At 41.2% G+C, this 24,671-nt stretch carries 21 protein-coding genes and 1 pseudogene; 13 read left to right on the top strand and 9 right to left on the bottom strand.

Annotated features, from left to right (window positions below; translation table 11 throughout):
* Positions 1–40: 40 nt before the first annotated feature.
* On the top strand, positions 41–4,345 hold the full coding sequence (locus tag HWQ58_RS22655) for a tetratricopeptide repeat protein (protein WP_292867414.1): 4,305 nt from the start codon (positions 41–43) through the stop codon (positions 4,343–4,345).
* 434 nt (positions 4,346–4,779) lie between these two features.
* On the opposite strand, the gene HWQ58_RS22650 is transcribed toward HWQ58_RS22655, so the two are convergent.
* Complete coding sequence (locus HWQ58_RS22650) at positions 4,780–5,253, bottom strand: DUF4385 domain-containing protein (protein ID WP_292867412.1); 474 nt, start codon at positions 5,251–5,253, stop codon at positions 4,780–4,782.
* A gap of 75 nt (positions 5,254–5,328) precedes the next feature.
* Here HWQ58_RS22650 and HWQ58_RS22645 point away from each other — a divergent pair, with 75 nt between their 5' ends.
* From HWQ58_RS22645 to HWQ58_RS22630, 4 genes are all read left to right on the top strand, one after another.
* Positions 5,329–5,796: a VOC family protein gene (locus HWQ58_RS22645; RefSeq protein WP_292867410.1), complete on the top strand. Its 468-nt coding sequence runs from the start codon at positions 5,329–5,331 to the stop codon at positions 5,794–5,796.
* Between the two features lie 35 nt (positions 5,797–5,831).
* Positions 5,832–6,410, top strand: coding sequence for a Uma2 family endonuclease (locus tag HWQ58_RS22640; protein ID WP_292867408.1), 579 nt, complete (start codon positions 5,832–5,834; stop codon positions 6,408–6,410).
* 183 nt (positions 6,411–6,593) lie between these two features.
* Positions 6,594–6,890, top strand: a complete 297-nt coding sequence (locus tag HWQ58_RS22635) for a hypothetical protein (RefSeq protein WP_292867406.1) — start codon at positions 6,594–6,596, stop codon at positions 6,888–6,890.
* 314 nt (positions 6,891–7,204) lie between these two features.
* Entirely contained in the window at positions 7,205–8,713 is a 1,509-nt protein-coding gene (locus HWQ58_RS22630; RefSeq protein WP_292867404.1) for a UbiD family decarboxylase, read from the top strand.
* A 205-nt stretch (positions 8,714–8,918) separates the two neighbouring features.
* On the opposite strand, the gene HWQ58_RS22625 is transcribed toward HWQ58_RS22630, so the two are convergent.
* Positions 8,919–9,737, bottom strand: a complete 819-nt coding sequence (locus tag HWQ58_RS22625) for a TauD/TfdA family dioxygenase (protein ID WP_292867402.1) — start codon at positions 9,735–9,737, stop codon at positions 8,919–8,921.
* A 352-nt stretch (positions 9,738–10,089) separates the two neighbouring features.
* On the opposite strand from HWQ58_RS22625, the gene HWQ58_RS22620 reads away from it, so the two are divergent.
* The 3 genes from HWQ58_RS22620 (at position 10,090) to HWQ58_RS22610 (ending at position 11,801) form a co-directional block, all read left to right on the top strand.
* Complete coding sequence (locus tag HWQ58_RS22620) at positions 10,090–10,629, top strand: SH3 domain-containing protein (RefSeq protein WP_292867400.1); 540 nt, start codon at positions 10,090–10,092, stop codon at positions 10,627–10,629.
* Between the two features lie 82 nt (positions 10,630–10,711).
* On the top strand, positions 10,712–11,497 hold the full coding sequence (locus tag HWQ58_RS22615) for a DUF4058 family protein (protein WP_292867398.1): 786 nt from the start codon (positions 10,712–10,714) through the stop codon (positions 11,495–11,497).
* The gene (locus HWQ58_RS22610) at positions 11,451–11,801 is read left to right on the top strand and encodes a hypothetical protein (protein ID WP_366838449.1); all 351 of its coding nucleotides are present in this window, start codon (positions 11,451–11,453) and stop codon (positions 11,799–11,801) included. The genes HWQ58_RS22615 and HWQ58_RS22610 overlap by 47 nt, the downstream gene beginning before the upstream one ends.
* 144 nt (positions 11,802–11,945) lie before the next feature.
* On the opposite strand, the gene HWQ58_RS22605 is transcribed toward HWQ58_RS22610, so the two are convergent.
* Positions 11,946–12,404, bottom strand: coding sequence for an endonuclease domain-containing protein (locus tag HWQ58_RS22605; RefSeq protein WP_292867392.1), 459 nt, complete (start codon positions 12,402–12,404; stop codon positions 11,946–11,948).
* A 328-nt stretch (positions 12,405–12,732) separates the two neighbouring features.
* Here HWQ58_RS22605 and HWQ58_RS22600 point away from each other — a divergent pair, with 328 nt between their 5' ends.
* On the top strand, positions 12,733–14,355 hold the full coding sequence (locus HWQ58_RS22600; protein WP_292867388.1) for a tetratricopeptide repeat protein: 1,623 nt from the start codon (positions 12,733–12,735) through the stop codon (positions 14,353–14,355).
* Between the two features lie 264 nt (positions 14,356–14,619).
* Here the strand turns inward: HWQ58_RS22600 and HWQ58_RS22595 are convergent, their stop codons facing one another.
* Positions 14,620–15,420, bottom strand: a complete 801-nt coding sequence (locus HWQ58_RS22595) for an RMD1 family protein (RefSeq protein ID WP_292867385.1) — start codon at positions 15,418–15,420, stop codon at positions 14,620–14,622.
* Between the two features lie 265 nt (positions 15,421–15,685).
* On the opposite strand from HWQ58_RS22595, the gene HWQ58_RS22590 reads away from it, so the two are divergent.
* From HWQ58_RS22590 to HWQ58_RS22580, 3 genes are all read left to right on the top strand, one after another.
* Positions 15,686–16,096: a GNAT family N-acetyltransferase gene (locus HWQ58_RS22590; RefSeq protein ID WP_366838446.1), complete on the top strand. Its 411-nt coding sequence runs from the start codon at positions 15,686–15,688 to the stop codon at positions 16,094–16,096.
* Positions 16,097–16,258: 162 nt separating this feature from the next.
* Complete coding sequence (locus HWQ58_RS22585) at positions 16,259–17,746, top strand: CIA30 family protein (RefSeq protein ID WP_292867382.1); 1,488 nt, start codon at positions 16,259–16,261, stop codon at positions 17,744–17,746.
* Positions 17,747–17,825: 79 nt separating this feature from the next.
* Positions 17,826–18,173, top strand: a complete 348-nt coding sequence (locus HWQ58_RS22580) for a hypothetical protein (RefSeq protein ID WP_292867379.1) — start codon at positions 17,826–17,828, stop codon at positions 18,171–18,173.
* A gap of 300 nt (positions 18,174–18,473) precedes the next feature.
* Here HWQ58_RS22580 and HWQ58_RS22575 read toward each other — a convergent pair whose 3' ends face one another.
* From HWQ58_RS22575 to HWQ58_RS22555, 5 genes and pseudogenes are all read right to left on the bottom strand, one after another.
* The gene (locus HWQ58_RS22575) at positions 18,474–19,988 is read right to left on the bottom strand and encodes a GH3 auxin-responsive promoter family protein (protein WP_292867376.1); all 1,515 of its coding nucleotides are present in this window, start codon (positions 19,986–19,988) and stop codon (positions 18,474–18,476) included.
* Positions 19,988–20,596, bottom strand: coding sequence for a DapH/DapD/GlmU-related protein (locus HWQ58_RS22570; protein WP_292867373.1), 609 nt, complete (start codon positions 20,594–20,596; stop codon positions 19,988–19,990). The genes HWQ58_RS22575 and HWQ58_RS22570 overlap by 1 nt, the downstream gene beginning before the upstream one ends.
* Positions 20,596–21,345 carry a sterol desaturase family protein gene (locus HWQ58_RS22565; RefSeq protein ID WP_292867370.1) on the bottom strand — a complete coding sequence of 250 codons (750 nt, stop codon included), beginning with the start codon at positions 21,343–21,345 and terminating at the stop codon, positions 20,596–20,598. The genes HWQ58_RS22570 and HWQ58_RS22565 overlap by 1 nt, the downstream gene beginning before the upstream one ends.
* Before the next feature lie 488 nt (positions 21,346–21,833).
* Positions 21,834–22,055: pseudogene (locus HWQ58_RS22560) on the bottom strand (IS4 family transposase); the annotation flags it as partial.
* Between the two features lie 49 nt (positions 22,056–22,104).
* Positions 22,105–22,794, bottom strand: coding sequence for a glutathione S-transferase (locus HWQ58_RS22555; RefSeq protein WP_292867367.1), 690 nt, complete (start codon positions 22,792–22,794; stop codon positions 22,105–22,107).
* A gap of 181 nt (positions 22,795–22,975) precedes the next feature.
* On the opposite strand from HWQ58_RS22555, the gene HWQ58_RS22550 reads away from it, so the two are divergent.
* Positions 22,976–24,427, top strand: coding sequence for a cobyrinate a,c-diamide synthase (locus HWQ58_RS22550; protein WP_292867364.1), 1,452 nt, complete (start codon positions 22,976–22,978; stop codon positions 24,425–24,427).
* Positions 24,428–24,671: the final 244 nt, after the last annotated feature.

Below are 24,671 nucleotides of genomic sequence, written 5' to 3'. Positions count from 1 at the left end.
AATACGGTGAAGGTTACTGTGGAAACTACTGCTGTCAGCCATGCCCCTAAACTTCACCTTCGCCCTCAGTCAACAGCAAACTTTTGAACTGCGCTGTGATTATGGCTCGCGTCGCCTGGATAAAACGGAGTTGGCAGCGCTGATTGATTTGTGCGAGCAAAATTATTATGCTCAACAAAAAGATTATCTACCCTATCTCACCCAGTTGGGACGGCAACTTTATCAATGGCTGGATGGTAAAGAAGGATGGCTGAGAAGGGCGCTGGATGAGGCGGATGAGCAAACGATTCTTCTAGATTTGATTAAAACCAGCGAAGCAAAGGGGTTGAACCCGGAAACAGAACGGGTAGCATTGGGATTGGCACATCTACCTTGGGAATTGCTACATGATGGTGCAGGGTTTTTGATAGAACGCCGAGATATTTCCGTTTTACCAGTGCGTTCTGTGCAGCAGCGTCAAACCCCAGTGATTGGCGTGCAAAATCGCCCATTGCGGTTGCTGTTCATGGCGACTTCTCCTGAAGATCCCAGAGTTCCACCACTAGGGTTTGAGCAGGAAGAAGCCAACATTTTGCAAGCAACTAAGGAGCAGCCTTTGGCGTTGATTGTCGAGGAAAGTGGCTCGGTTACGGAGTTAGCCAATTTGGTGAAATCCTACCCAGAAGACTATTTTGATGTCTTTCACCTCACGGGACACGGGATAATTTATACCAAAAAAGATTACGGCTCTTTGCTGTCAACAGGTGCAACACTGCCAGACAATACCCCCTGCTTCATCACTGAAGATGAGGTGGGAAATATGCAACTTACTACCGTCAATGATTTAGCTAAAGCCTTTCGCGGACGTTGGCCGCGTGTAACTTTTCTCTCTGGTTGTCATACGGGACAGGTTCCTAACAAGGGGACAGTACCCTCGATGGCACAGGCATTAGTGAAGGCGGGGGCAGGTATAGTTTTAGGCTGGGCGCGTCCGGTGTATGACCGCACGGGTATTGTAGCGGCACAGGCACTTTATCAAGCTTTGGCGACGGGGGCAACTGTTGAAGAAGCAGTCAAAGCGACGCAGCAGGAGATGATTGAGAAAGAATGCACCGACTGGCATCTGTTGCGGATGTATCGGGATACGCGCCCCATTAACCAACTGGTGACAGCGCTGAGAACAAGAAATCGTGAAAAGCTGAAGTTGACAGCGCCAGAGCAAGAATTTCTTGATGAGAATAATCTAGTTAAAGTTGCCAGTCAATTTGAGTTTGTCGGACGCAGGCGGCATTTGCAACGGTGTCTCAAGGCATTGCAGGAAACTAGCGATCAAATTGGTGTGTTTATTGCGGGGATGGGGGGACTGGGTAAAAGTAGCTTGGCGGCGCGGTTATGTACACGGGTGGAAGTGCAGCGTTCTAACTTTGCGCGAGTCGTGTTGATTGGGCCTCTGGATGAAATAGGTTTGCTGAATAAGCTTTCTAATAAGTTTGAGCGGTTTGCAGATGTGCCTGCACTTTTGAACGAACCAAAGGTGTCTCTTAAAGGACGGTTGCAAAACTTTTTTGAAGCAATAGAAAAAGAACACAACCAACCCTTACTGTTGGTGCTGGATGACTTTGAGCAGAACATCCCCATAGCTAACATTGAAGATGGCTCACTGCGGATGACGGCAGAGGCTTACGAAATTTTAGGGGCGATTTGTGCAGCATTGGCAGAAACCGGGGCCGAAAGTCGGCTGATTGTCACCTGTCGCTATTTGAAAGCAGACACTTTGCCACCTCATCGTCTGCATTTGGAATCTTTGGCAGGGATGAGCAGCAGTGATATTGATAAAATCTGCTTTCCTTTAGATAAAGAAGTTAGGCAACAGTTAAGAACTCGGCGGATTATTCACATTGCTGATGGTAATCCCCGCTTGTTGAAGTGGCTGTTGGAGGTAATTCAGCAACCAGGAATAGCGGTGGATGAATTATTGACTCGACTAGAAGAGACTGAGCAAAAATTCTGCGAAAATATCTTGGCACAAACTCTGCTGGATGCTTTGGAAGTGGCAGAAAAAAAGTTTCTCGCACGGTTGAGTGTGTTTCACTTACCTGTGACTGAGGAAATTATCAACGCTATTTCCCCCACTTCCCCACCTCTGCAAAAGCTTGTCAGCCTCAGCCTAGTCGAGTCCGCTACCACTCACCCCACACAACCAGCAAATTACCGAGTGACGACAATTTTAGAATCGTTGCTAGAAACAGTGTTGATTCAGGAAGAATGGCAAGCAACGCGACAGCAAGCGGTGAGGAAAATCCATCAAGCTTGGTGGGAGGAGTCTAACCAAAAAACGGAAGCAGAAGGACTGGAAATTGTTCGGTTGGGACTGCTGGCAAGAGAGCAAGAAATTGCTGTCAGCATTGGGTATTGGATTGCAGCTAATTGGGTGAACTATTCCCGCTTTGTGGAAGCTTTTGATTTATGTAAGCAAATTCTGGTAGTTTATCAAGACTACCGCATCTTAAAAATCATTGCTACTGCTGAAAAGGTTTTGGGTTTTGTGCAAGAGGCTGTTGTTCATTGTCAGCAAGCTTTAGACCTTTGCACTGAAGATGATTTAACAAGAAAAGCCGATATCCTCAACAATATGGCACTGGTAATCGCCGACCAAGGGGACATCCCCAGAGCGCTTGCACTCCACGAGCAATCCTTGGAAATAATTGAACAGATTGGCGATGTCCAAGGTAAAGCCGCTACCCTCAACAACATGGCATGGATAATCGCCCAACAAGGGGACATAGCTAGAGCAATAGCACTCTATGAGCAATCCTTGGAAATAATTGAGCAGATTGGCGATGTTAAAAGAAAAGCCAATATCCTCAACAACATGGCAAAGATAATCGCCCAACAAGGGGACATAGCTAAAGCACTTGCACTCTATGAGCAATCCTTGGAAATAATTGAGCAGATTGGCGATGTCCAAGGTAAAGCCGCTACCCTGAGCAACATGGCAGGGGTAATCGCCCAACAAGGGGACATAGCTAAAGCACTTGCACTTTGGGAGCAATCCTTAGAAATATCTGAGCAGATTGGCGATATTCAAGGTAAAGCCACTACTCTCAACAACATGGCAAAGATAATCGCTCAACAAGGGGACATAGCTAAAGCACTTGCACTTTGGGAGCAATCCTTAGAAATATATGAGCAGATTGGCGACATTCAAGGTAAAGCCGCTACCCTCAACAACATGGCATGGATAATCGCCCAACAAGGTGACATAACTAGAGCAATAGCACTCTACGAACAATCCTTGGAAATAAAAGAGCAGATTGGCGATGTCCAAGGTAAAGCCGCTATCCTCAGCAACATGGCATGGATAATCGCCCAACAAGGGGACATAACTAGAGCAATAGCACTCTACGAGCAATCCTTGGAAATAAATGAGCAGATTGATGATGTCCAAGGTAAAGCCGCTATCGTCAACAACATGGCATGGATAATCACCCAACAAGGGCACATAGCTAGAGCACTTGTACTCTACGAGCAATCCTTGGAAATATCTGAGCAGATTGGTGATATTCAAGGTAAAGCCCCTACTCTCAACAACATGGCACAGATAATTGCCCAACAAGGGGACATAACTGGAGCAATAGCACTCTATGAGCAATCCTTAGAAATATATGAGCAGATTGGTGATGTCCAAGGTAAAGCTACTACCCTCAACAACATGGCACGGATAATCGCCGACCAAGGGCACACAGCTAGAGCACTTGTACTCTACGAGCAATCCTTGGAAATAAAAGAGCAGATTGGCGATGTCCAAGGTAAAGGCGCTACTTTGGCAAATATGGCTTCTTGGGCAGGTAAAACTGGAAATAAAGCTAGGCAGTTAGAGCTAAATTTGCAAGCTGCTTTGGCACTTGTACAGGTTCGTGCATACGGTGATTTGGTAACAGTTCTGAGTAACTTAGGTCTAGCAGATGAAAGCAACGGTTTGGTTTACCTAGCTCAAGCAATCTGGCTGACGCTGAGAATTCAAGCCCCCTTAGCACAGACCATTCAGTTAATCTGTGGTTTATGTAATGCAGTCCCTCAAGGTGATGAACTAGAAGCTTTGCTAGGGACAACTGCAATGTTCTTTTGCAACCGCCGGGGTGAAGGTCATCCCCAGTTAAAGGAACTCCAAGAGCATAGTGTCAACCTAATATTAGGGGCGGCGGTTGCCCAAGGAATTGAGACACAGGAAGCGTTTGGTACTTGGCTTGCCCAGCAAAAGCTAAATGATCCAGAATATTTCCTCCGTCGGCTCAACCAACGCCTAGAGAAGATTGTCGGCGATGGATGGTTGTTTGACCGTAGTCAAGTTTCAATAGGGGGATAAAGGGAAGTGCGATCGCGTTAATCTTAAATTAATTGGCGACAATATAAGCAGCTTATGCAATTCTTCAATATCACACTGCCAGATGCGATATTAGCGATATAGACAACTTATGATTATTATTGGATCGCTGAGTGGGGAAATGCGATCGCGTTTTTCTTAAATTAATTGGCGATAATACCACGTTCACGAGTATCAAAGACTCATTAAAGGAGTTCAAAGACTCATTAAAGGAGTTCAAAGACTCATTAATGAAGCTCAAAGGCTCATTAAAGGAGTTCAAAGACTCATTAATGAAGCTCAAAGACTTATTAAAGGAGTTCAAAGGCTTATTAATGAAGCTCAAAGACTCATTAAAGGAGATCAAAGGCTCATTCACAAGCCTTCAAGAGCAACACAGAAATTCTCACAAAAATAACTTGAAACTTGCTAGACAGCTAGTCTACTTCATACATCTGCTTATGCTTGGCTAAAAGCTCTTGATATTTCTCATTTGTCTTTGCTTCTACCCACTTAGCTTTAAATATTGCTGCTGATTCCGCTTTAACTGGGTCTACTTCATAGGGAAGAATCTCTTTTTTGGAACTTGAATCTTCCGAATTCTGTTTATATTTCCTGCCACTCTTATGATTAGCATAACGACGAGAGCGAGTATAACCCATTTGGATAAACTTCCGTGCCATATCTGCACCAACAAAATCATCTTTCTCTAAATAATCAAGAAAAATCTCGTAGATTTTTTCACTCGACTCTCTAGCAATCTCAGGATTTTTGAACCGCCAGTAAGGAAGAATTTCTGATTTGTATGGTTCAACCAAAAGTACACCCTGCTCACCCTTGCCAACACGATAGAGTTCAGGATGTTGGCGAAAATCAATATTTTTAAAGTCTAAAGAATAATCAAAAGCCATGATAGATTTTTATTAGCAATAGTAAACTTTAAAAAAAAGTTCAACTTCTATCTAAGTATTGAGATTTTGTTGATTATGCTATCTAGCACCCAATCCCTGAACAGTGTGCTTGCGCCAGGAAGTCTGCGTAGAGTACATCACATTGCCCTCAACGTCCACGATATGCAAGCCTCGCGCTACTTTTATGGCACAATCCTGGGTTTGCACGAACTCACAGGCGACGAAGTACCCGCAACCCTAGTGGAACTAGTCGCATCTGGGAAAGTAGCCAACTTCATCACTCCCGATGGTACAATTCTAGATTTATTTGGGGAACCAGAATTATCACCACCAGATTCCAATCCAGAAAAGACCTTCACCAGAGCGTACCATCTCGCCTTTGATATCGATCAGCAGTTATTCGATCGCGCGGTGGCAGTGATCAGAGAAAATAAAATAGCGATCGCGCATGGCCCAGTCACTCGTCCTACTGGTAGAGGAGTGTATTTTTACGATCCAGATGGCTTTATGATTGAAATTCGTTGCGATCCAGAAGTCCATTAAATAATTATTTGTCAGTAAAAAAGGGAAATACTTCTATGACAGCACTGACATTAAACCTAAATTCAATTCTTAAACTGACAAGAGAGCAGTTTTATCAGTTGTGTGAAGAAAACCCCGATTTACAACTAGAACGCAATGCCCAAGGAGAACTAGTCATAATGCCACCGACGGGAGGAGAAACTGGAAGAAGTAACGTTAATTTAATTCTGCAATTAGCATCATGGAATGAACAAAAGCAACTAGGTGAAGTTTTTGATTCTTCCACTGGATTTACTTTACCAAGTGGTGCTGACCGTTCTCCTGATGTTTCTTGGGTGGAAAAATCTCGTTGGGATAATTTGACAAAAGAACAAAGAGAAAAATTTATTCCTTTATGTCCTGATTTTGTGATTGAAATAATGTCACCATTTAACACTTTGAAAAAAGTTCAAGAAAAAATGCATGAGTATATGTTAAATGGGTGTCGTTTAGGTTGGCTAATAAATCGAAAAAAACAGGAAGTAGAAATTTATCGCCCTGAACAAAATGTGGAAGTTTTAAAATCACCTCAAACTATTTCTGGAGAAAGTGTTTTACCTGGTTTTGTACTAAATCTGAAAAAAATTTGGGGATAATAATATTTGAAAATGCTCTAATGGATAGAACAGATGTTAGAAATACACAGTTAAATCGACGCTTGGAAACCGCATCCACACAAGCAGAACCCACCTTTGTGAGTTTTAAAACCTCAATCTTTTCTTATATATAGCTGTGAATGACCTTTGCCTTGGCTCTTAAAAAACACTACTTAATTTACTATGACCGCTAAACTCACGCAAATATTTAAAGTAATTGAAGACACGATTGCAAAACCGCCAATTCCACACGAACCATACAAGCAATCATTGAAAGCCTGGGCGATATATTGTTTGCGAGACAAAGGTTTTATAGTCGTTTATGCTCAAAATGCCGACTTTGCTATTGAAAGAAAAGGCGAAGAAAAACTATATTTCAAAGTTTCAAATAGCCCCGATGATTTAGATAATTCTCTTAGCTGGATTGTTTGGGATAGTGCAACCAAAAGCGCCAGTCTCATTCCCAAAAAAATAGACTGATGCCAAAATGTACATATTTTTATTGTGATGTACTGGTTTTGTTGCTCATTCTGAACTGTATTGAATTAAAACCAACAATTTCCCGAATGGGGAGGACAAGGGAGAATGATTGAACAAGTTTCTTCTTTGTCTCTTCCCAATGATGGCAGTTGCTCCACTTGGGGAAACCCCAGACGCTCGCAGACTCGCTAACGCTGCGCTATCGCCCTTGGCGTCTCCCCTTGGGAGAAGACCGCACTGCCTCCCCAATCCCCAATGCCCCATAATATAAGAAAGCGCTTCACACTTCTTAAATAATCAGCTTTATTAGAACAATGGCGAGAGACTTGCGGGGATTCATGAAAATTTTGGAAGAAAGAGGACAATTACGGCGAATTTCAGCTTTAGTTGACCCAGATTTAGAAATTGCTGAGATTTCCAACCGGATGCTGCAAAAAGGTGGTCCAGGATTGTTGTTTGAAAACGTCAAAGGCGCTTCCTTCCCGGTGGCGGTGAATTTGATGGGAACTGTGGAAAGGATTTGCTGGGCGATGAATATGCAGCATCCAGAGGAGTTGGAAACTCTGGGGAAAAAATTGAGTATGCTACAACAGCCAAAACCACCTAAGAAGATTTCCCAGGCGATAGATTTTGGAAAAGTCCTGTTTGATGTGGTGAAGGCGAAACCAGGACGAGACTTTTTCCCCGCTTGTCAGCAAGTTGTGCTTCAAGGTAATGATTTAGATTTAAATAAGTTGCCTTTGATACGTCCTTATATTGGTGATGCTGGCAAGATTGTCACGCTGGGACTAGTAATTACCAAGGATTGTGAAACTGGTACTCCGAATGTAGGAGTATATCGTTTACAACTACAATCTCAGAATACGATGACGGTTCACTGGTTATCAGTGCGGGGTGGGGCGAGGCATTTGCGAAAAGCAGCCGAACGTGGGAAAAAATTAGAAGTTGCGATCGCACTTGGTGTAGATCCTCTAATTATTATGGCAGCTGCCACACCCATCCCTGTAGATTTATCAGAATGGCTGTTTGCTGGACTATACGGCGGTTCGGGCGTGCAGTTGGCGAAATGTAAAACTGTAGATTTGGAAGTTCCCGCCGATTCCGAATTTGTCTTGGAAGGGACAATTACACCAGGGGAAGTTTTACCAGATGGGCCCTTTGGCGATCACATGGGTTATTACGGCGGTGTAGAAGATTCGCCGTTAATCCGCTTCGAGTGTATGACGCACCGGAAAAATCCGATTTACTTAACAACATTTAGCGGTCGCCCACCCAAAGAAGAAGCGATGATGGCGATCGCACTAAATCGCATTTATACTCCCATACTGCGGCAACAAGTATCAGAAATTGTCGATTTCTTCCTCCCAATGGAAGCTTTGAGTTACAAAGCGGCGATTATTTCCATTGATAAAGCGTATCCAGGACAAGCGCGACGGGCGGCTTTAGCATTTTGGAGTGCTTTACCACAATTTACTTACACTAAATTTGTAATTGTTGTGGATAAAGACATAAATATTCGCGATCCGCGTCAAGTTGTGTGGGCGATTAGTTCCAAAGTTGACCCAGTGCGGGATGTCTTTATTTTGCCAAATACACCTTTTGATACCTTGGATTTTGCCAGTGAAAAGATTGGCTTAGGTGGACGGATGGGAATTGATGCAACTACAAAGATTCCGCCGGAAACAAACCATGAATGGGGTTCCCCTTTAGAATCTGACCCAGATGTGGCGGCGATGGTAGAGAGACGATGGGCAGAGTATGGTTTGGCAGAGTTGCAGTTAGGAGAAGTAGACCCGAATTTGTTTGGCTATGATATGAAGTAACCCGTTATAGATCAGTACAGTTCAGATAGAGCAACAAAATCCTGATGTAGAGACGCGATTTATCGCGTCTTGAAAGACCAATTATCTACACCAATAACCCTTAACTGAAAAGTATTATGTTATAGATAATGCAGTAATAGCACAGCAATGCTGTACCTTTACGACAGATATCATTTAAATAAATGATAACTGCTGTAATCAAATATCAAAATGAAAAAGCTGGAGAACACAGCCTAATACAAATATCTCTTTTATCGTCAGCAAAAGACCTTCTGCCATGAAGTATTCTTGTATTATCAATCATTAAAATATCGCCTTTTTGCCACGAAATTTCCGTAGTTATTTTTTCAGCAATTTCATTAAGTTCAGAGACAACCTCTTCAGGAATTTCTGAATCATCTTCAAAATTAAGAATCTTTGGGCTTAACTGCTTTGTGGGCAATAGACTATTAATAAATACCTGATATTTTCCACATCTGCTGGGGATAATGGCTGAAGAAATATATTCAACCAGAATCGATTTATCGTTATTTACTGTCAGATGCGTATTATTCTTCTGACACATTTCTTCTAGCTGATTCAAATCATCTGTTTGATATTTTTTCTGCCAGTCCTCTTGAGATATCCGAACAGTAAATTTTAACTTCTTTTTACTGAATAACTCTTTGGTTGAACTACTAATTTCATTAAAAAATTGTCTACCATCACATACCGTAGTTTCACCATCTTCTACTGGTGGATTAGCACAGAAAAACCACAGCATAAGTGGGATATTCTGCTGATAATACATTTCGCCGTGCAACTTAATCTCAGATTTAAAATCATTGACGCTTAAAAGAGTCTCATCTTCATTAATTACCCTTCTACTGAATGCACCACCAGCATAATTGATAAAATCGATACTCAAGAGATTGGTAAATTCTTTAAAAATATCAACATCAACATCAAATCCTCTAAAAAGTAAGATTCCATTAGCCTTAAATAAGCTAATAATTCCTTCTTTGTCTAATTCTAAAATACTCACATTGTCGAGATTACTAATTTTTTGAACTATGCTATCTGATATGGAATGTATTTTTTTATTCATATAACTTAATGAATCTTTGTCGAAATGTGAACTTACTGTTGGTGTTAACTACACCATATACTGACACATTAATACTCAATGATATCGTTGTGTTGCATCCATCAGCGTAGGCGTAGCCCGTCGTAGACATCGCAGGACTAAATTTTGTAAAATTAAAAGTGTTAGTACAGTACTAAAATCTCTTTGATAGAATTACGTTACAAAGTTAACCAGAATTTGTTTAGGTAGATTCAAAGATATAAACTAAGACTCCAGCCTTGGGTACTGATGCCAGAAACTTGAAGAAATTATGACAAAAAAAGTGAAAAATCCAGCATCAAAGTTAGCGATCGGATTGGCATTCAGTTGTATTAGTGTGATACTCAATATAGGTATAGCTAATGAAATAAGTTTAGCGAAATCAAGTAATTCTCAAAAGTGCGATCTTTTTGCCTACGTCATCGATACAGATCCCCAAGGTTTAAATGTGCGGAGTGGTGCAAGTACAAATAACGTAATTATAGGACAAATACCCATCAACGAAACAGTTCAGGTTATTGGTGCTGCTGGAAATTGGGTGCAGATTACTAATGCTAGCAATGGTTTTCAAGGAACTGGATGGGTATTTGTGCCAAAGTTAGGCTTAACAACGCGTGGCTACGGTACTAACGGTGTGTATTTATATACTGACATAAATCAAGAAAGCCAAAAAGCGAGAAGAATTCCTGCTAATACGCCTGTCAAATTGCAAGGCTGTCAAGGAGATTGGGCACAGGTGGAATATCAAGGTGTTAAAGGTTGGTTGACAAGGGAAGATCAATGTGGTGCAGCGCTTACTAGTTGTTCTTAGAACCCCACCCCCAACCCCCTCCCCGCTTGCGAGGAGGGGGCTATGAGAATTATTTTTAAATTTTGGTTTTGAGATATTTGTTATGGCTTATCCATTTCCAGGAATGAACCCGTATTTAGAAGATCCTGAATTATGGCCAGGAGTACATGGCAGACTAATAGTTGCGATCGCAGATTATCTATCTCCTCAACTACGTCCCAAATATTTTGTCGCCATTGAAGAACGAATTTATCAAACTACTGGCGATGATAAACTCTTGGTTGGTATTCCTGATGTAATAGTACAAAATTCACAGACAGCAATAAATCCTAAAATACCGAATATAGCTGTAGCTACACCTGCTGTTCAACCTAAAACGGTGACAGTTCCTATACCTGAGATAGTAAAGGAAAAATATTTAGAGGTGCGAAAGGTAGCAACAAAAGAAGTAGTAACTGTAATTGAAATTTTATCACCTAAAAATAAACGTACAGGAGAAGGACGGAACGCATACGAAACTAAGCGACAGCGAGTATTGGGAAGTTCAACACATTTGGTGGAAATTGATTTATTACGCGTTGGGGAACCAATGTTAGTTTTTGGGGATGGTACGCAAAATGATTATCGGATTTTGGTTAGTCGGGCAGAAAACCGTCCCCAATCTGATTTATATACCTTTAATTTGGAAGATGTAATTCCTACATTTCCGTTACCTTTGCGAATTGGTGATAGTGAACCATTGGTAGATTTGCACAGTTTATTAGCTGGAATTTATGACCGCGCAAGTTATGATTTGGTAATAGATTACAGTCAACAGCCAGTACCAGCGTTGTCAGAAGCAGATGCAGCTTGGGCTGATGCACTGTTGCGTGAGAATGAATTGCGTTAAAGAAAAAAATAGGAGTGAAGACAATAACATCATACTTTGGGATTGGCAAAATAATAGGCAGATACGTACTTTTAAAGGCCACTCTAATGCAGTGACATCCTTGGCTTTTAGCCCTGATGGCCTAAATCTTGTGAGTGGTAGTGACGACAAAACCATTAAAGTATGGGATGTGCAAACTGGACTACCAATTATCACTCTTTTTGGACATGAATCTTATGTAGAGTCAGTAGCTTTTAGTCCAGATGGTAAAAATATTGTTAGTGGTGGTTATGATAAAACAGTTAAAGTGTGGGAAATGCCTTGAATGAATATTTTAATAGAATAATCTCATCAAAAGATTCGCAGAAATATAAATAGACTGGATTACACTACTGCGATCGCACACACCACCAAAAACCACATAATTAGCCCCTTCCTCGCTTGCGGGGAGGGGGTTGGGGGTGGGGTTCTATCTCTGCAACCAAACACTAATATCCTGCAACACCCCCTCTATTCTCTCCAGAACATCCTCATTTTTAAATCGCACAACCTGCAACCCCAAACTCTCCAAAAATTCTTGACGTATCGCATCTTCCTGTTGAGTGTAGTCGTGAATTTCGCCATCTACTTCCACCACTAACCGCGCTTCATTACAGTAAAAATCAACTATAAAACGGTCAATTGTTTGCTGACGGCGGAACTTGAAACCCAAAATTTGCTTGTGTCTCAACTTCTCCCAAAGTAGCTTTTCCGCTAGAGTTGGTTCACACCGCATCTGTCGCGCCAATGGTTTAAGTTTTTTCCAAAGTTCGTCTGGGGTTTGCCAAGAGTATCCCGGAACCACACCCCCTAACCCCCTCCCCGCTTGCGAGGAGGGGGGACTGGAGTTGGTGAGAGGCTTTGGATTGGGGTTGTGATTTTCGGACATTTGCGATCTTGGTGGTTAGCTAATTAATATTTCATGTATTATTCCCAGCGATCGCACTCTTTTGTTAACTCCTCAAAACGCTGGCATAATCAAGACATAGACGCAATTTCAAAACTGATGTAAATTCTGCCAATGTCTAACGATAAATATGACAGTCTATGGAAAGAAGCTATAGAAATCTACTTTCAAAAGTGGTAAGTTAAATTAAGAATTATTGCAAAATAGTAAACAATTTTTGGGAATATCACCCAAGCTAATTAAAAGGTTTACGCCGAATGGATATTTTAATAGAATAATCTCATCAAAAGATTCGCAGAAACATAAATAAATGGACTGGATTACACTACTGCGATCACTACAATCTGATTTTATTAAAAGGTTAGCATCTGGTTGTCTGCTTCATTGTGAAACAGAAGGTCAATATAGTGAATTAACTATAATTTCTGGAGAGAGGTTAAAGGCACTACGAGAATTTTGCTGGCAGATGGCTGAAAAATATAAGCGTGTTTTACCAGTGCGTGATGTTTTTATTAGCTATCTCAAAGGAAAGTTGGGTGAGGAAGTTGTCAAAGAACGTTTAGCTGATTTTATTACCGAAGTCGATTATGAAAAGCGATTTGGCGGCGATGGCAATATAGATTTTACCTTGACTTCTGATCCATCTATTGGTATTGAGGTAAAATCTCGTCATGGTCGCATTGACAGAGTAAGATGGTCAATTAGTTCTGAAGAGGTTGAAAAAAATGCAGTTGTAGTTTGCATTTTGATTCAAGAAGATGTCAGTGAAGCACAATCTGAGTATCACCTTTTTGTGGCTGGTTTTCTCCCAACCCGAATGATTAAGTTGAAGACTGGTAAAATTTCTTTTGGGATAGAACAATTACTATATGGTGGTGGTTTATGGTGCTATCTAGAACAGTTACAATCTTCTATAAATAATTCTTCTCGGCAACAACCACCTATTTATAAATATCTTCCAAAACAGGAAATTCTATCTAAGCCAACTAACGATCGGGTACTCAAATCTTATTTTCAGCCTGAATATGATAATGAAGGGTTAAATATATTTTATATAAAATTGGGTGATGAATGTTTTCAGAAAGGAGAATATACAAATGCAATTACTAACTATAATCAAGCCTTCCAATTTCATCAGAGTGATGTTGATTTTTTATATTATAAACGAGGTTTAGCTCACTATCAAGTAGGAGATTATGAAGCGGCGATCGCAGATTATTCTCAGGCAATCCAGATGAATCTTCATGATGCTAAATCTTACAATAAACGAGGTTTAGCTCTCTATCAATTGGGGCGATTAGAGGAAGCGATTAATGATTATACTCAAGCTATTAGAATTAATCCTCATGTTGCCATAACCTATAAAAATCGGGCTGAAGCTCGTTCTCATGTTGGAGATAACCAAGGAGCAATTGAGGATTATACCCAAGCGATTAAAATTAATCCTCATTATGCTGATACTTATAAAAACCGTGGAATTGCTCGTTATTTATTAGGCTCTCAGCCAGGATTTCCTCAAGCAATCAAGATTAATCCTCAAGATGCCATAGCTTATAAAAAACGTGGTAATGCTCGTTCAGATTTAGGAGATTTTGAGGGTGCAATTGAAGATTATACTCAAGCAATCCAGATTAATCCTAGTTATGCTGATGCCTATTACAACCGTGGTAATGCTCGTTCAGATTTAGGAGATTTTGAGGGTGCAATTGAAGATTATACTCAGGCAATTCAGATTAATCCTAGTTATGCTGATGCTTATTATAATCGTGGTAATATTCGTTTAGAAATTATAGATAAACAAGGAGCAATTGAAGATTTTCAAAAAGCGGCAGACGTCTATCGTAAAGAAGGTAAACTAAAAGCACTCAAAGATACACGAGAAATAATATTAGATTTAGAGATAGAAGAATCATTAGATATTTTAAACTTCTAGATAATTATTGCTATATGAAGTAGCCTCCAAAATTTGTTTACTATTTGGCTGATTTTAGTTGATTTAGGTGATGCTGTTGCTAATGAATTGTCTCTACGATCTGAATTTTGAGTAGTTGCGATCGCTCCCTCGCCATCTCATATCATGTCCGGCTAATTAGTTATAATTCCCTTTCTCTATGCAGAAAGCCCAAAAACCCCTCCTCTCTGGGGTCTTAATGATAAGTCTTTAACCGGACATAATATCACAACCCCAAATTTAGCATTAGCCTTTGAAAATGATGTCATAAAGTGACAGCAGAATCTCTACCACAATCAGAATCACCACATACCACTCTACTCGCTGACTACTGCTATGCTGCATGAACTCCAGCACCGTTTGGGCGGTTTGGGAAATTAGCTCTAGTTTACGTTCCAGAGCATGGTGACGCTCACGAATTTCGTATTCATCCTCCAAGCGCAGATATAAGTTTTCTAGCTGTGGAGATTCCCAGAGCAACTCCGGCTTATCGATAATCTCTACTTGACCCACGATCTTATGTTGAACTAATAGGGTAGTCCCAAGTTGACGTAGTAATTCCCGGCTTTGGCGTCTACTCCTGTTTTCACGCTGGAGACTAGCTGCAAACGGTTCAATTTGATCGAATACAGCCGCTAGGCTGGTTTCATAGTGAGACAACACAACACTCTTGGCGAGAATATCAGCCACTATCTGCAAGCGTTCTATACTCAATTCATGCAGTAAAATTTTTCCTTCCTTAGCTCGTTCACTCTCTGCAATATTGAGATGAACTTCCACCTCTTCTGTTTCCGGGTCAGCAAAAGGGCCGCTAATTTGAGAGGATAGTTTGGTCAAAAAGGCTACCTTTTCTACAGGCTCAAGGTTAAACAGGACAACTGCGCCATAGGCCAGCAATACCGCGTAGCCTTCTTCACTGACTCTAATCATTAGTGGCATACTCGCCAAGGAAACGTAATTATCCAGTGTCTGTAAGTTAATATCTTTACCAAGGAATAGGGCCTGCGCTCTAAATCTATCTTTGTCATTAAAAAGGAGTTTTTGCATTAGTGCCCGGAAGCTATATTCTGCCTGCTTTACTGCTCTAGTAACGATAGTAATTGATGCTTGTTGTCGGAGATAACTACAATTTCAGCTTACCATTTCATCTTTACCCTACAGCCCACACCCTGTTTTGGTCAAAAAAATTCAACCAGTCAAGGTAAATTGGGATTGTCTAAATTATGGCTGGATAGATGATACAGTCTAATGTCTCGTTGCCACCTGAATATGTTCTTCGTAAAGCCAAGCCTTTTGATATGTGGTTAATTTTGTGTTTAGAGCAAAGCTAGACCCCAGTCAACTAAGATGGCAGCAATTTTGGGTCATTAAATCTGATGGGCATTTAGTGGCCTTCGGGCAGATCCGAAACTTTCACTTAGCACAAGAGCTAGGTAGTTTATTTGTTACACCAGCTTGGCGAAACCGTGGTTTAGGAAGTGTTCTAGTGCAGCATTTAATTACTCAAGCTAATCAACCGCTTTATTTAAAATGCTTAAAACATCAATTGGTGAATTTTTATATTCAAAGAGGTTTTGTATCCGTTAATTTTCAAGACTTACCACCATCCCTCAAGTCCAAGTTTGGACTATCTCAATTACGAAAGAGGTTAACAAAAGCTTTTGTACTATTTATGAAATATGAAATACCAAGTGAGCGCTTATATATTCCCTCAATCGAGTGAAAGATTAGCCTATCCTGTAAGAGGCGCGTCCATGCTTCTTTAGATATTGCTGATCATACTCTTGCGCTCTAAAAAAATGACAGCGCTTTTCAATTAATTGAACTACACTACTCGCCACTCCCCTAAAATTGTTAGAGTGAAGAGAGTTATGAGGACGCAAATATGACTGACAAAAATCGTTCTCAATGGGACTTAGGCAGGTTTATCGAAACCCTGACTTACTTTGAGGTGATTCCTTTCCTTAACTGGGTACAGCAGTTAATCCAAGGTCGTCCTAAGGATAATCAATATAGACCCAATGGAGGAAGAAATGTGGGTGTAATATTAGTAGCAGGTGCAACAGGTGGTGTCGGTAAACGAGTCGTGCAGCGATCGCTCCAACAAGGTTATAAAGTTCGCGCCCTAGTTCGAGATATTGACAAAGCACGGTCAATTCTTGGTAATGATATAGATTTAGTAGTTGCGGATATCACGCAACCAGAAACTTTAACTCCTTTAATTATGGCTGATATCCAAGCTGTAATTTGTTGCACAGCAGTACGCGTACAACCAGTTGAGGGAGATACAGCAGATAGAGCCAAATATTATCAAGGTGTTAAATTTTACCAACCAGAAATTGTTGGTGACACTCCTGAAAATGTAGAATATCAAGGAGTCAAAAACTTAGTCGAAGCGGCAGCAAAATATTTGCCCCAAGCGAAGGAAAAACTAATATTTGATTTCACCAAGCCATCAGCAGAATTAAAGGATAACTGGGGAGCGCTGGATGATGTCGTCATGGGTGGCGTGAGTGCTAGTAATATCCAATTAGTAGAAAATACAGCTTTATTTGCAGGTAATGTCTCCACCGCTAACTCTGGCGGATTTGCTTCTGTCAGAACGAAGAATTTTGATCCACCCTTCAACTTATCTGGTTATGAAGGAGTGAAATTGCGCGTCAAAGGTGATGGTCAGCGTTATAAAATATTTTTGCGAACAGATACAACATGGGATGGTGTTGGCTACAGCTATTCTTTCGATACCGTAGCTAATACCTGGATAGATATTCACATTCCCTTTGCAGATTTGATTCCCGTCTTTCGGGCAAAAGTTGTCAAAGATGCGCCGCCAGTTGAGCAAAGTAGAATTTGTTCATTCCAACTGATGTTGAGCAAATTTGAACATGATGGCGCTTTAAATCCCAAGTTTTCCCCAGGTGGTTTTACTTTCCAGTTGCAATCAATTAAAGCTTATGGGGGGACAACTTTACCACAATTTATCCTTGTCAGTTCAGCAGGTGTCACTCGTCCCGGCCGCCCTGGCATTAATTTAGATGAAGAACCGCCAGCAGTGAAATTAAATGACCAATTGGGAGGAATTTTAACTTGGAAGTTGAAGGGAGAAGATAGTTTAAGAGAAAGCGGAATTCCTTATACGATTATTAGACCTTGTGCTTTAACTGAAGACGCAGGGGGTAAGGAATTAATATTTGAGCAAGGTGACAATATTAGAGGCAAAATCAGCCGTGAGGATGTGGCAGAACTTTGCGTGCAAGCGCTAAAACTAGGAAAAGCATCTAACGTCACATTTGAGGTTAAACAGGCAGAAAATACTGTCGACTATATCGATTGGCAGAGTTTATTTTCTAACCTACAACCGGATAAAAGATGAAATATCTCCAGATTTTTAGTCTGTAACTATCTCAATCAAGTCTGCTTAGATAGACTGTTCTAACAAGTCAGCTATTGGTATGAAAAAAATCAAGGTGCTAGTAATCGCCGGGATTTTAGTAACAATTATCTGGGGCAGTTTTTTTTCTAAAACTGCCTCATCACAGCAAGTAGAATCCCGCATCAACAATCTGGAAGCGGACTTGAATCGTGTTGAGTTGCGGTTAAATCAGCTAGAGTCTCAGCTAGGTAAAACCCGCCAGTCCCCATCCTCAAGAACAACACTTACCCCACGACAGTCAACTGGTTCCAGAAGGAACTTATCACAGCAAGATCCGATGTTCGATCGGCTTGCAACTTTGGTGATTGAATTAAAGCAACAAGTTAATAAATTAGAGGAGCGAGTTGCTAAATTAGAATCACGCTAAATATTTAATTAAATTTCAAAAGGCTAGTGCCGCAAGGCGGAAGTCAAAAATCAAAAGTCAAAAGTCAAAAGTATTATTGAATGGTCTTTTTAGGGATTTTAAATGGTTGCTCTATTTACGCCGTGGCGTACTAGTACCGCAAGGCAGAATTAAAAATTAAAAATTAAAAATGAATACAACATAAGCGTTTCATTGATTTGGAATGGTGAGGCAGTCCAGTCTTGGGGGTTCCCCCCATGAGGAACTGCCGAACCCGAAGGGGTGGTTTATTTACGCCGTATTATACTAGTACTTGGTAAGCTATTTTTGGGCAATTTTCAACTTTAATTTTTGTAAAAATTCAGTGCTAATGGGTGATGTTGCCAGAATTGGATGTTTAATATCTCCCCAGACACTTCCAGTGCGGATACGATGGGAAACTAATATTTCAGGAATTTCACTAGAGATTAAAACTTGTGGTGGTGCGAGTTGACCGATGGTTCGCGCTCTCTTGTAATGATATGATTCTGATAGAGCCAGATCCAGCTGTTGAGCGATAATTTCTGGGGTTTCTTTTGCTGAATCTAATAATAGAATATAGTGTGGAGGATCGGCAATCGGTATCAAGCTTTTAAAATTAGTTTCTTGCAAGTTCAAGAGAGTCAGAGCATTATTGACAAAGGTTTCTTGCAACTTTTCGCCCACTAAATCGCTAATAGCTTGATGTCGTCCGAGAAATTCTAAACAGGGAGTGTGGCGATAGTAATGAGTTACCCGGATGCGATCGCCAATCCGATAACGATACAAACCTCCTTTCTGCGATAAAATTATTGTGTATTCCTTGTCAATGCTGAGTTCATGTAAACCATACAGAGAACCAGCCTCATCCTCGAACTCGAAAAACACTTCATCGAGAATCGGCACATATCCCCCAGCGACAATCAACGGAATCGTCATTGGGGCTTCGGTCGCTAGTAGTCCTTTCCCTTGAACTAATACACCTGGAAATCGCGATCGCAATCCCTGAGCTTGATCTGCTGCATTCGCACTATCCCAGCAAGAAATCAGCTTCAAATTTGGCCAGAGTTGCATCCAGGGAATATTACTTTCACTGAAGAGTTGCAGCCGATTATGTGAAATTCGATTGTGTAATTCTCCTCGCAATAAATCCTGATTTTCTTGAATATATTTTAAATGTACTTGCAGAAAACTAGGACTCCAAATAGAAATAATTTCTAGTTTTTCAGCCTGCAATAATGCCAAAGCTAGTTGGTGTTTAAATAAGTTGGCGTCATGCAGCCGATTAAGTTTATTTGGCATCACTAACCAAGGACGTAAAAACCAACGCAACCAGCCATCTAAGTAATCTAAATCATCTTGTAAAGCTTGGCTATCCACTACATTTAATTGCGGTGAGATACAAGCATAAATCTTGCCTGTGGAAAATTTTGGGCCATGTACAATCAAATCATGCGCCCAGACACAGAACATTTGATTAAACGATCGCCGCAAAGATTGAGTATAAGGAATCCATTTTACCGCCCCACTACTACCAGAGGTTTTTTCATAGAACAAAATGGGTTCTGGTGTAAGGTAAATTTGCTGCTGTTTTTGATTTAACCAGGTTTCGAGTGCATCATAATCTACAATTGGCACACGCTGCCAATCATCTACAGAATGAATCCCTAAAGTTTTACCATACTCACTCTTAATTAGGCGATCGCAAATTTCCTTCTGTACAGATGTCTGCATCAACTCTGGGTAATCCAAAGCTTGATGAAATCGCCTCGCTGTTGGTGCGAGTATTTGCCCAAAAAGCTGAATAATCGGACGCATTATTGCACCTTTTGATTAGGATAAAGGTTGGTGGCTGCTGGTAAATAAGAACCATCGCCAATGACTACACCAGGAGCAAGATGAGATCCGGCTCCGACAAAAACATTGCTGCCAATCTTGACTTTTTTGACATACAACATTAGATTTTGCTTGCGGGGTTTAATGATGTGAGAATAGATACCGACACGATGCCCGATAACGACGCGATCGCCAATTTCTAATAAACCGCGATCGGCAATTTCTAAACCTGGTGTCCAGTAAACATCTCGCCCTACTTTAGCACCCCACAATCGCAACCAACAGGAAAATACCCCCGGAATCAGTCGCAGCACTGCTTCTAACACCGGAATTGCAATATAAATTACCTGGATTTGATGACTACCCCACCAGGGACTATATTCTTTACCTTGTAGATAACTAATACCCTCCCGCACAGGATAAACCCATTCATGCAAGCGGTAAACTAGCACTGGTAGCCCATAAATACAAAGGAACACCGCCAAAATGCTGAAGATGTTGGGTGAATAGGCAAGGTAGACTATTGCTGCTCCAGTTAGCAATAATATAAAGGTGGGAAAGAATAAAATAATATTACTTATAACTGTCATTAAAATGGGAAAAAAAGTTTTTGGAACAAGTTTAATGAGCTAGGAATTCCGATTATAGATGGCATATTTTTGCTTTCATAATATGTTCCATGTAACTTATCCCAAATTTTCAGATTAGCCCCATAGTTATGATTGTGGATTTCACGGTAATGATGCCAAGCATGATCCTGTGGTAAGATTAACCAAGGAGACAAAAATTGATAAAGCTTGGTATTTACAGGAATTATTAAGTGGCTATGTCGCCATAAATCCAAGGCAGAAGTTAGACTTACTCCAAGTACATAACCTGTGGGATCGGCTAACAAATACAAAAATAAAGTGTGTATCCATAAATAAATAATTAACAAACTTGTCCAGAGTGTATTCCGGGAAGTTCCTAATACATCCATCTGAGTAACAGTATGATGGACTTGATGAACCTTCCACAGCAATTTAGTATGTAATAAACGATGATTCCAATAATATAAATAATCAACCACAACAAAACTGATCATAAAAGTTGGAATGAATGATACTTTTAAATATCCTTGTTGAGTGGGTAGTAAATATTGATAAAGCCAATAAACTAAACTAGCTTGCAGTAAGGGAATCAAAATTCCTTGAATCGTTAATCCTGTACCATCAAGCAACCAATCTTCACGACTTTTAACTTTAAGTTGAGTTTGTCCAACCTGATTGGTAATAGTCCAAGCGACTAATCCGATAAAAGAACCAAAAATTATTAGTTGTGAAAAATTTTGTATTTCCACTTATGATTACTCACACTGATATTGAATATTAAACCTCTTGCATAAGTCGAATAGACCCCCCTTAATCCCACGCCACTTGCTACAACGGAGGGAACCTCCGCAACGCAGTGGCTCCCCAATATATTGGGGGGAAACTTGAAATCTTGCCCCCTCCCCAATACATCGGGGAGGGTTGGGGAGGGATAATTCAAGGATTTTTGCAAGAGGTCTATTGATTAATTATGAATTATATAGGACTTACGCAATAACTCTCTGAAACTCTTATTCCTTTGCGTCCTTTGCGCCTTTGCGGTACCCTGCGGGAAGCCCTCCGGGTTCAGCAGTCACTCATGAAGGAAACCCCGAAGACCGTGCTGCTTCACCGCTGGCGCGTCTACGTTTTTCCATATTTTGCGTAAGTCTTGTTACATCATGTCCGCTTGATTAGTTATTAAACCCGAAGAACCCCACCCCGCCAAAGCTACACTTTGTCTCCCCTCCCTGCAAGCCTACGGTGTACACACAAGTAGTCCGAGAGCGAGTTTCCAGCCAAAAAATGTAGATTCAAACTGATATAGTCCGCGAATCAAAGTAGTAATTCCCGGAGGTTTCACAGACTTATAACCAGACCAACTACCAAGCCCTTGCATAATCCAAGTAGCCCAAGAAAGAGTTTGAGCAAGATAAGGATTTTGTTGCAATTGAGTTTTACCATCTATTGTTGGTGCGATGTCTACGACGGGCTACGCCTACCGGGTGTTAGGAACTTTTGCAAGAAGTCTATTGAAAGGATAGGTCGTATTTGCCTCCACGCTCCAGGGCGCGTTTGTAAGCAGGTCGCTCATGAATGCGCTCGACAAATTCTTTGAGCTTTGGTCGGTTCTCGACCTCTTGGGGAAGCGTAGCGACTACTTCTAGGGGAAAGCTCATTTGGATATCGGCGGCGGTAAATTCATTGCCCGTAAACCACGTATTTTTACGGAGTTCGTCTTCTATGTAGTCAAAGTGAAGTTTGATCTGGGGCGCGACGAATCCGCTAACCACGCTGCTGTCCCCTGCCCCGAAATTGTTCAAGATCAGCCGCATCACCAGCGGTGGCATTGCAGAACCTTCGGCGTAATGCAGCCAATACTTGTAGCGCAGATGCTCTGGCGTACCGGAGGCTGGCACTAGCCGACCATTACCGTAGCGATCAACTATGTATTCGATAATTGCACCCGACTCAGCGATCGTCAAATCTGCATCTGTGATTACTGGTGACTTGCCGAGGGGATGGACTTGGCGCAGCGATTCCGGTGCCATCATCGTCTTGGCATCGCGTTCATACAATTTGATCTCGTATTCGATACCTAATTCTTCAAGCAGCCACAGCACACGCTGCGATCGCGAGTTGTTAAGATGATGCACAATTATCATAAAACGTTCCTCTTCTGGTAGCTTATTGTTATCTGACTCCTGGCTAATTTCCAACTATACTATTAGACTTTTTCAGTCTAACTCCCCTAATTGGCTGGTTTTGTTGTTTCTAATTGGTATAAGTTTGAGTTAGTCGGTTGGAGAAACTGGTGCATCTGCTTTTGCAAAAAGTGACGATAGACACACAGCCAAGAATCGAAATAGTTGCTACATAAAAACCTAATTTGTTTCATTTATGGCTTTAGTCATTGCTGGGGAACGTAGTGGGGTGGGTAAGACAACAGTCACGCTCACCCTTTTAGCATCTTTACGCCGTCGCGATCGCCTGGTGCAATCTTTTAAGGTAGGGCCAGACTACATCGATCCGATGTTTCATCAACACGTAACTGGTCGTGCTTGTCGCAATTTAGACCCCGTATTGACTTCCGAAGCCTACGTTCAGCAATGTTTTGCCCATCATAATCAGCTGAGTGAATATGCCCTAGTGGAAGGGGTAATGGGGTTGTTTGATGGAATTTCGTCATTAGTCATTAGTGATACCCTGCAAGAAGGCGAAGCGCCTATGTCATTTGCAAAGGACAAAGGACAAAGGACAAATGACAAAGGACAAATAACTGATTTTGCAAGTACAGCACACATCTCACGGCTGTTAGATTTGCCTGTGGTGTTGGTGATTGATTGCAGTCGTTTATCTGGTTCTGTAGCTGCGATCGCTCACGGCTATCGATCTTTTGATCCCCGAATTAAAATAGCTGGGGTAATATTAAATCGCGTCGGCAGCGATCGCCATCTTTCTCTGCTCAAAGATTCCCTAGAACCCTTACAATTACCTATTCTTGGCGTACTGCGCCGTCAAGATAACATCACAATTCCCGATCGCCACTTGGGTTTAGTACCCACAGCCGAACTTCCCGAACTCAACGCTTTAATCGATCGCCTCGCCGATTTAGGAGATACTTGCTTCGACTGGCAACATTTATTACCTTTGTTAAAATCAGAACCCTTTTCTTCTTCTACTTCATCCTCCTTATCTCCGTCATTCCCAGTTAGGATTGCAGTAGCCCGCGATCGCGCTTTTAATTTTTACTACCAAGACAATCTCGATTTACTGCAACAGCTTGGTGCAGAATTAGTTTTCTGGAGTCCCTTAGAAGATGCTGGTATACCAAAAGATATCCAGGGAATGTATTTTGGTGGTGGTTTCCCGGAAGTTTTTGCCCAGCAACTAGCAGAAAATTCTAGCGTTCGTGATGCAGTGAAAACGGCAGTACTTCAAGGAATGCCTACGGTTGCCGAATGCGGAGGATTAATGTATTTGTGTGAGCAAATTATCGATTTTGAGGGTAAATCTTGGTCGATGGCGGGAGTGCTACCAACATCTGCTGTGATGGGTGGGCGTTTAACTTTGGGCTATCGTCGTGCAGTAGCTTTGCAAGATAATTTGTTAGTTAAGGCAAATACAACTGTTTACGGACATGAGTTTCATCGTTCCCATTTAACCTTAACTCCCACTCAGCCCCTATTTGAAACTTCTCGCTATGATTGTGAAGAAAATATGGGATGCGAAGGATGGGGTTTACCTGCAAATATTTATGCTTCTTATGTTCATCTGCATTGGGGAGAAAGTAGAGAAATTCCCCAGCAGTTTCTTAAAGAATGTCTAAAAGTAGCATCTTTAGGAACATAGATTTAAGCCAACGCCAAACCCAGTAAGATGAATAAAAAAGTTTTAGACTCTATTAATCGTAACCGCTGTGTAGAGATTCTGTTAGTACAGCATTTCATCAATTTGTAGCGAATTAAATTTGGCAATACCCTGCAATACCAATGCGTCGGCTTGCATTGTTAATGCGTCGGCTTGCATTGTTAATGCGTCGGCTTGCATTGTTAATGCGTTGGCTTGCATTGTTAATGCGTTGGCTTGCATTGTT

This window comes from Nostoc sp. LPT (genome assembly GCF_017115165.1).
Taxonomy (GTDB): domain Bacteria; phylum Cyanobacteriota; class Cyanobacteriia; order Cyanobacteriales; family Nostocaceae; genus Nostoc.
The sequence above is the reverse complement of the archived record's forward strand: the minus strand, read 5'-3'. Positions and strand labels throughout refer to the sequence as shown.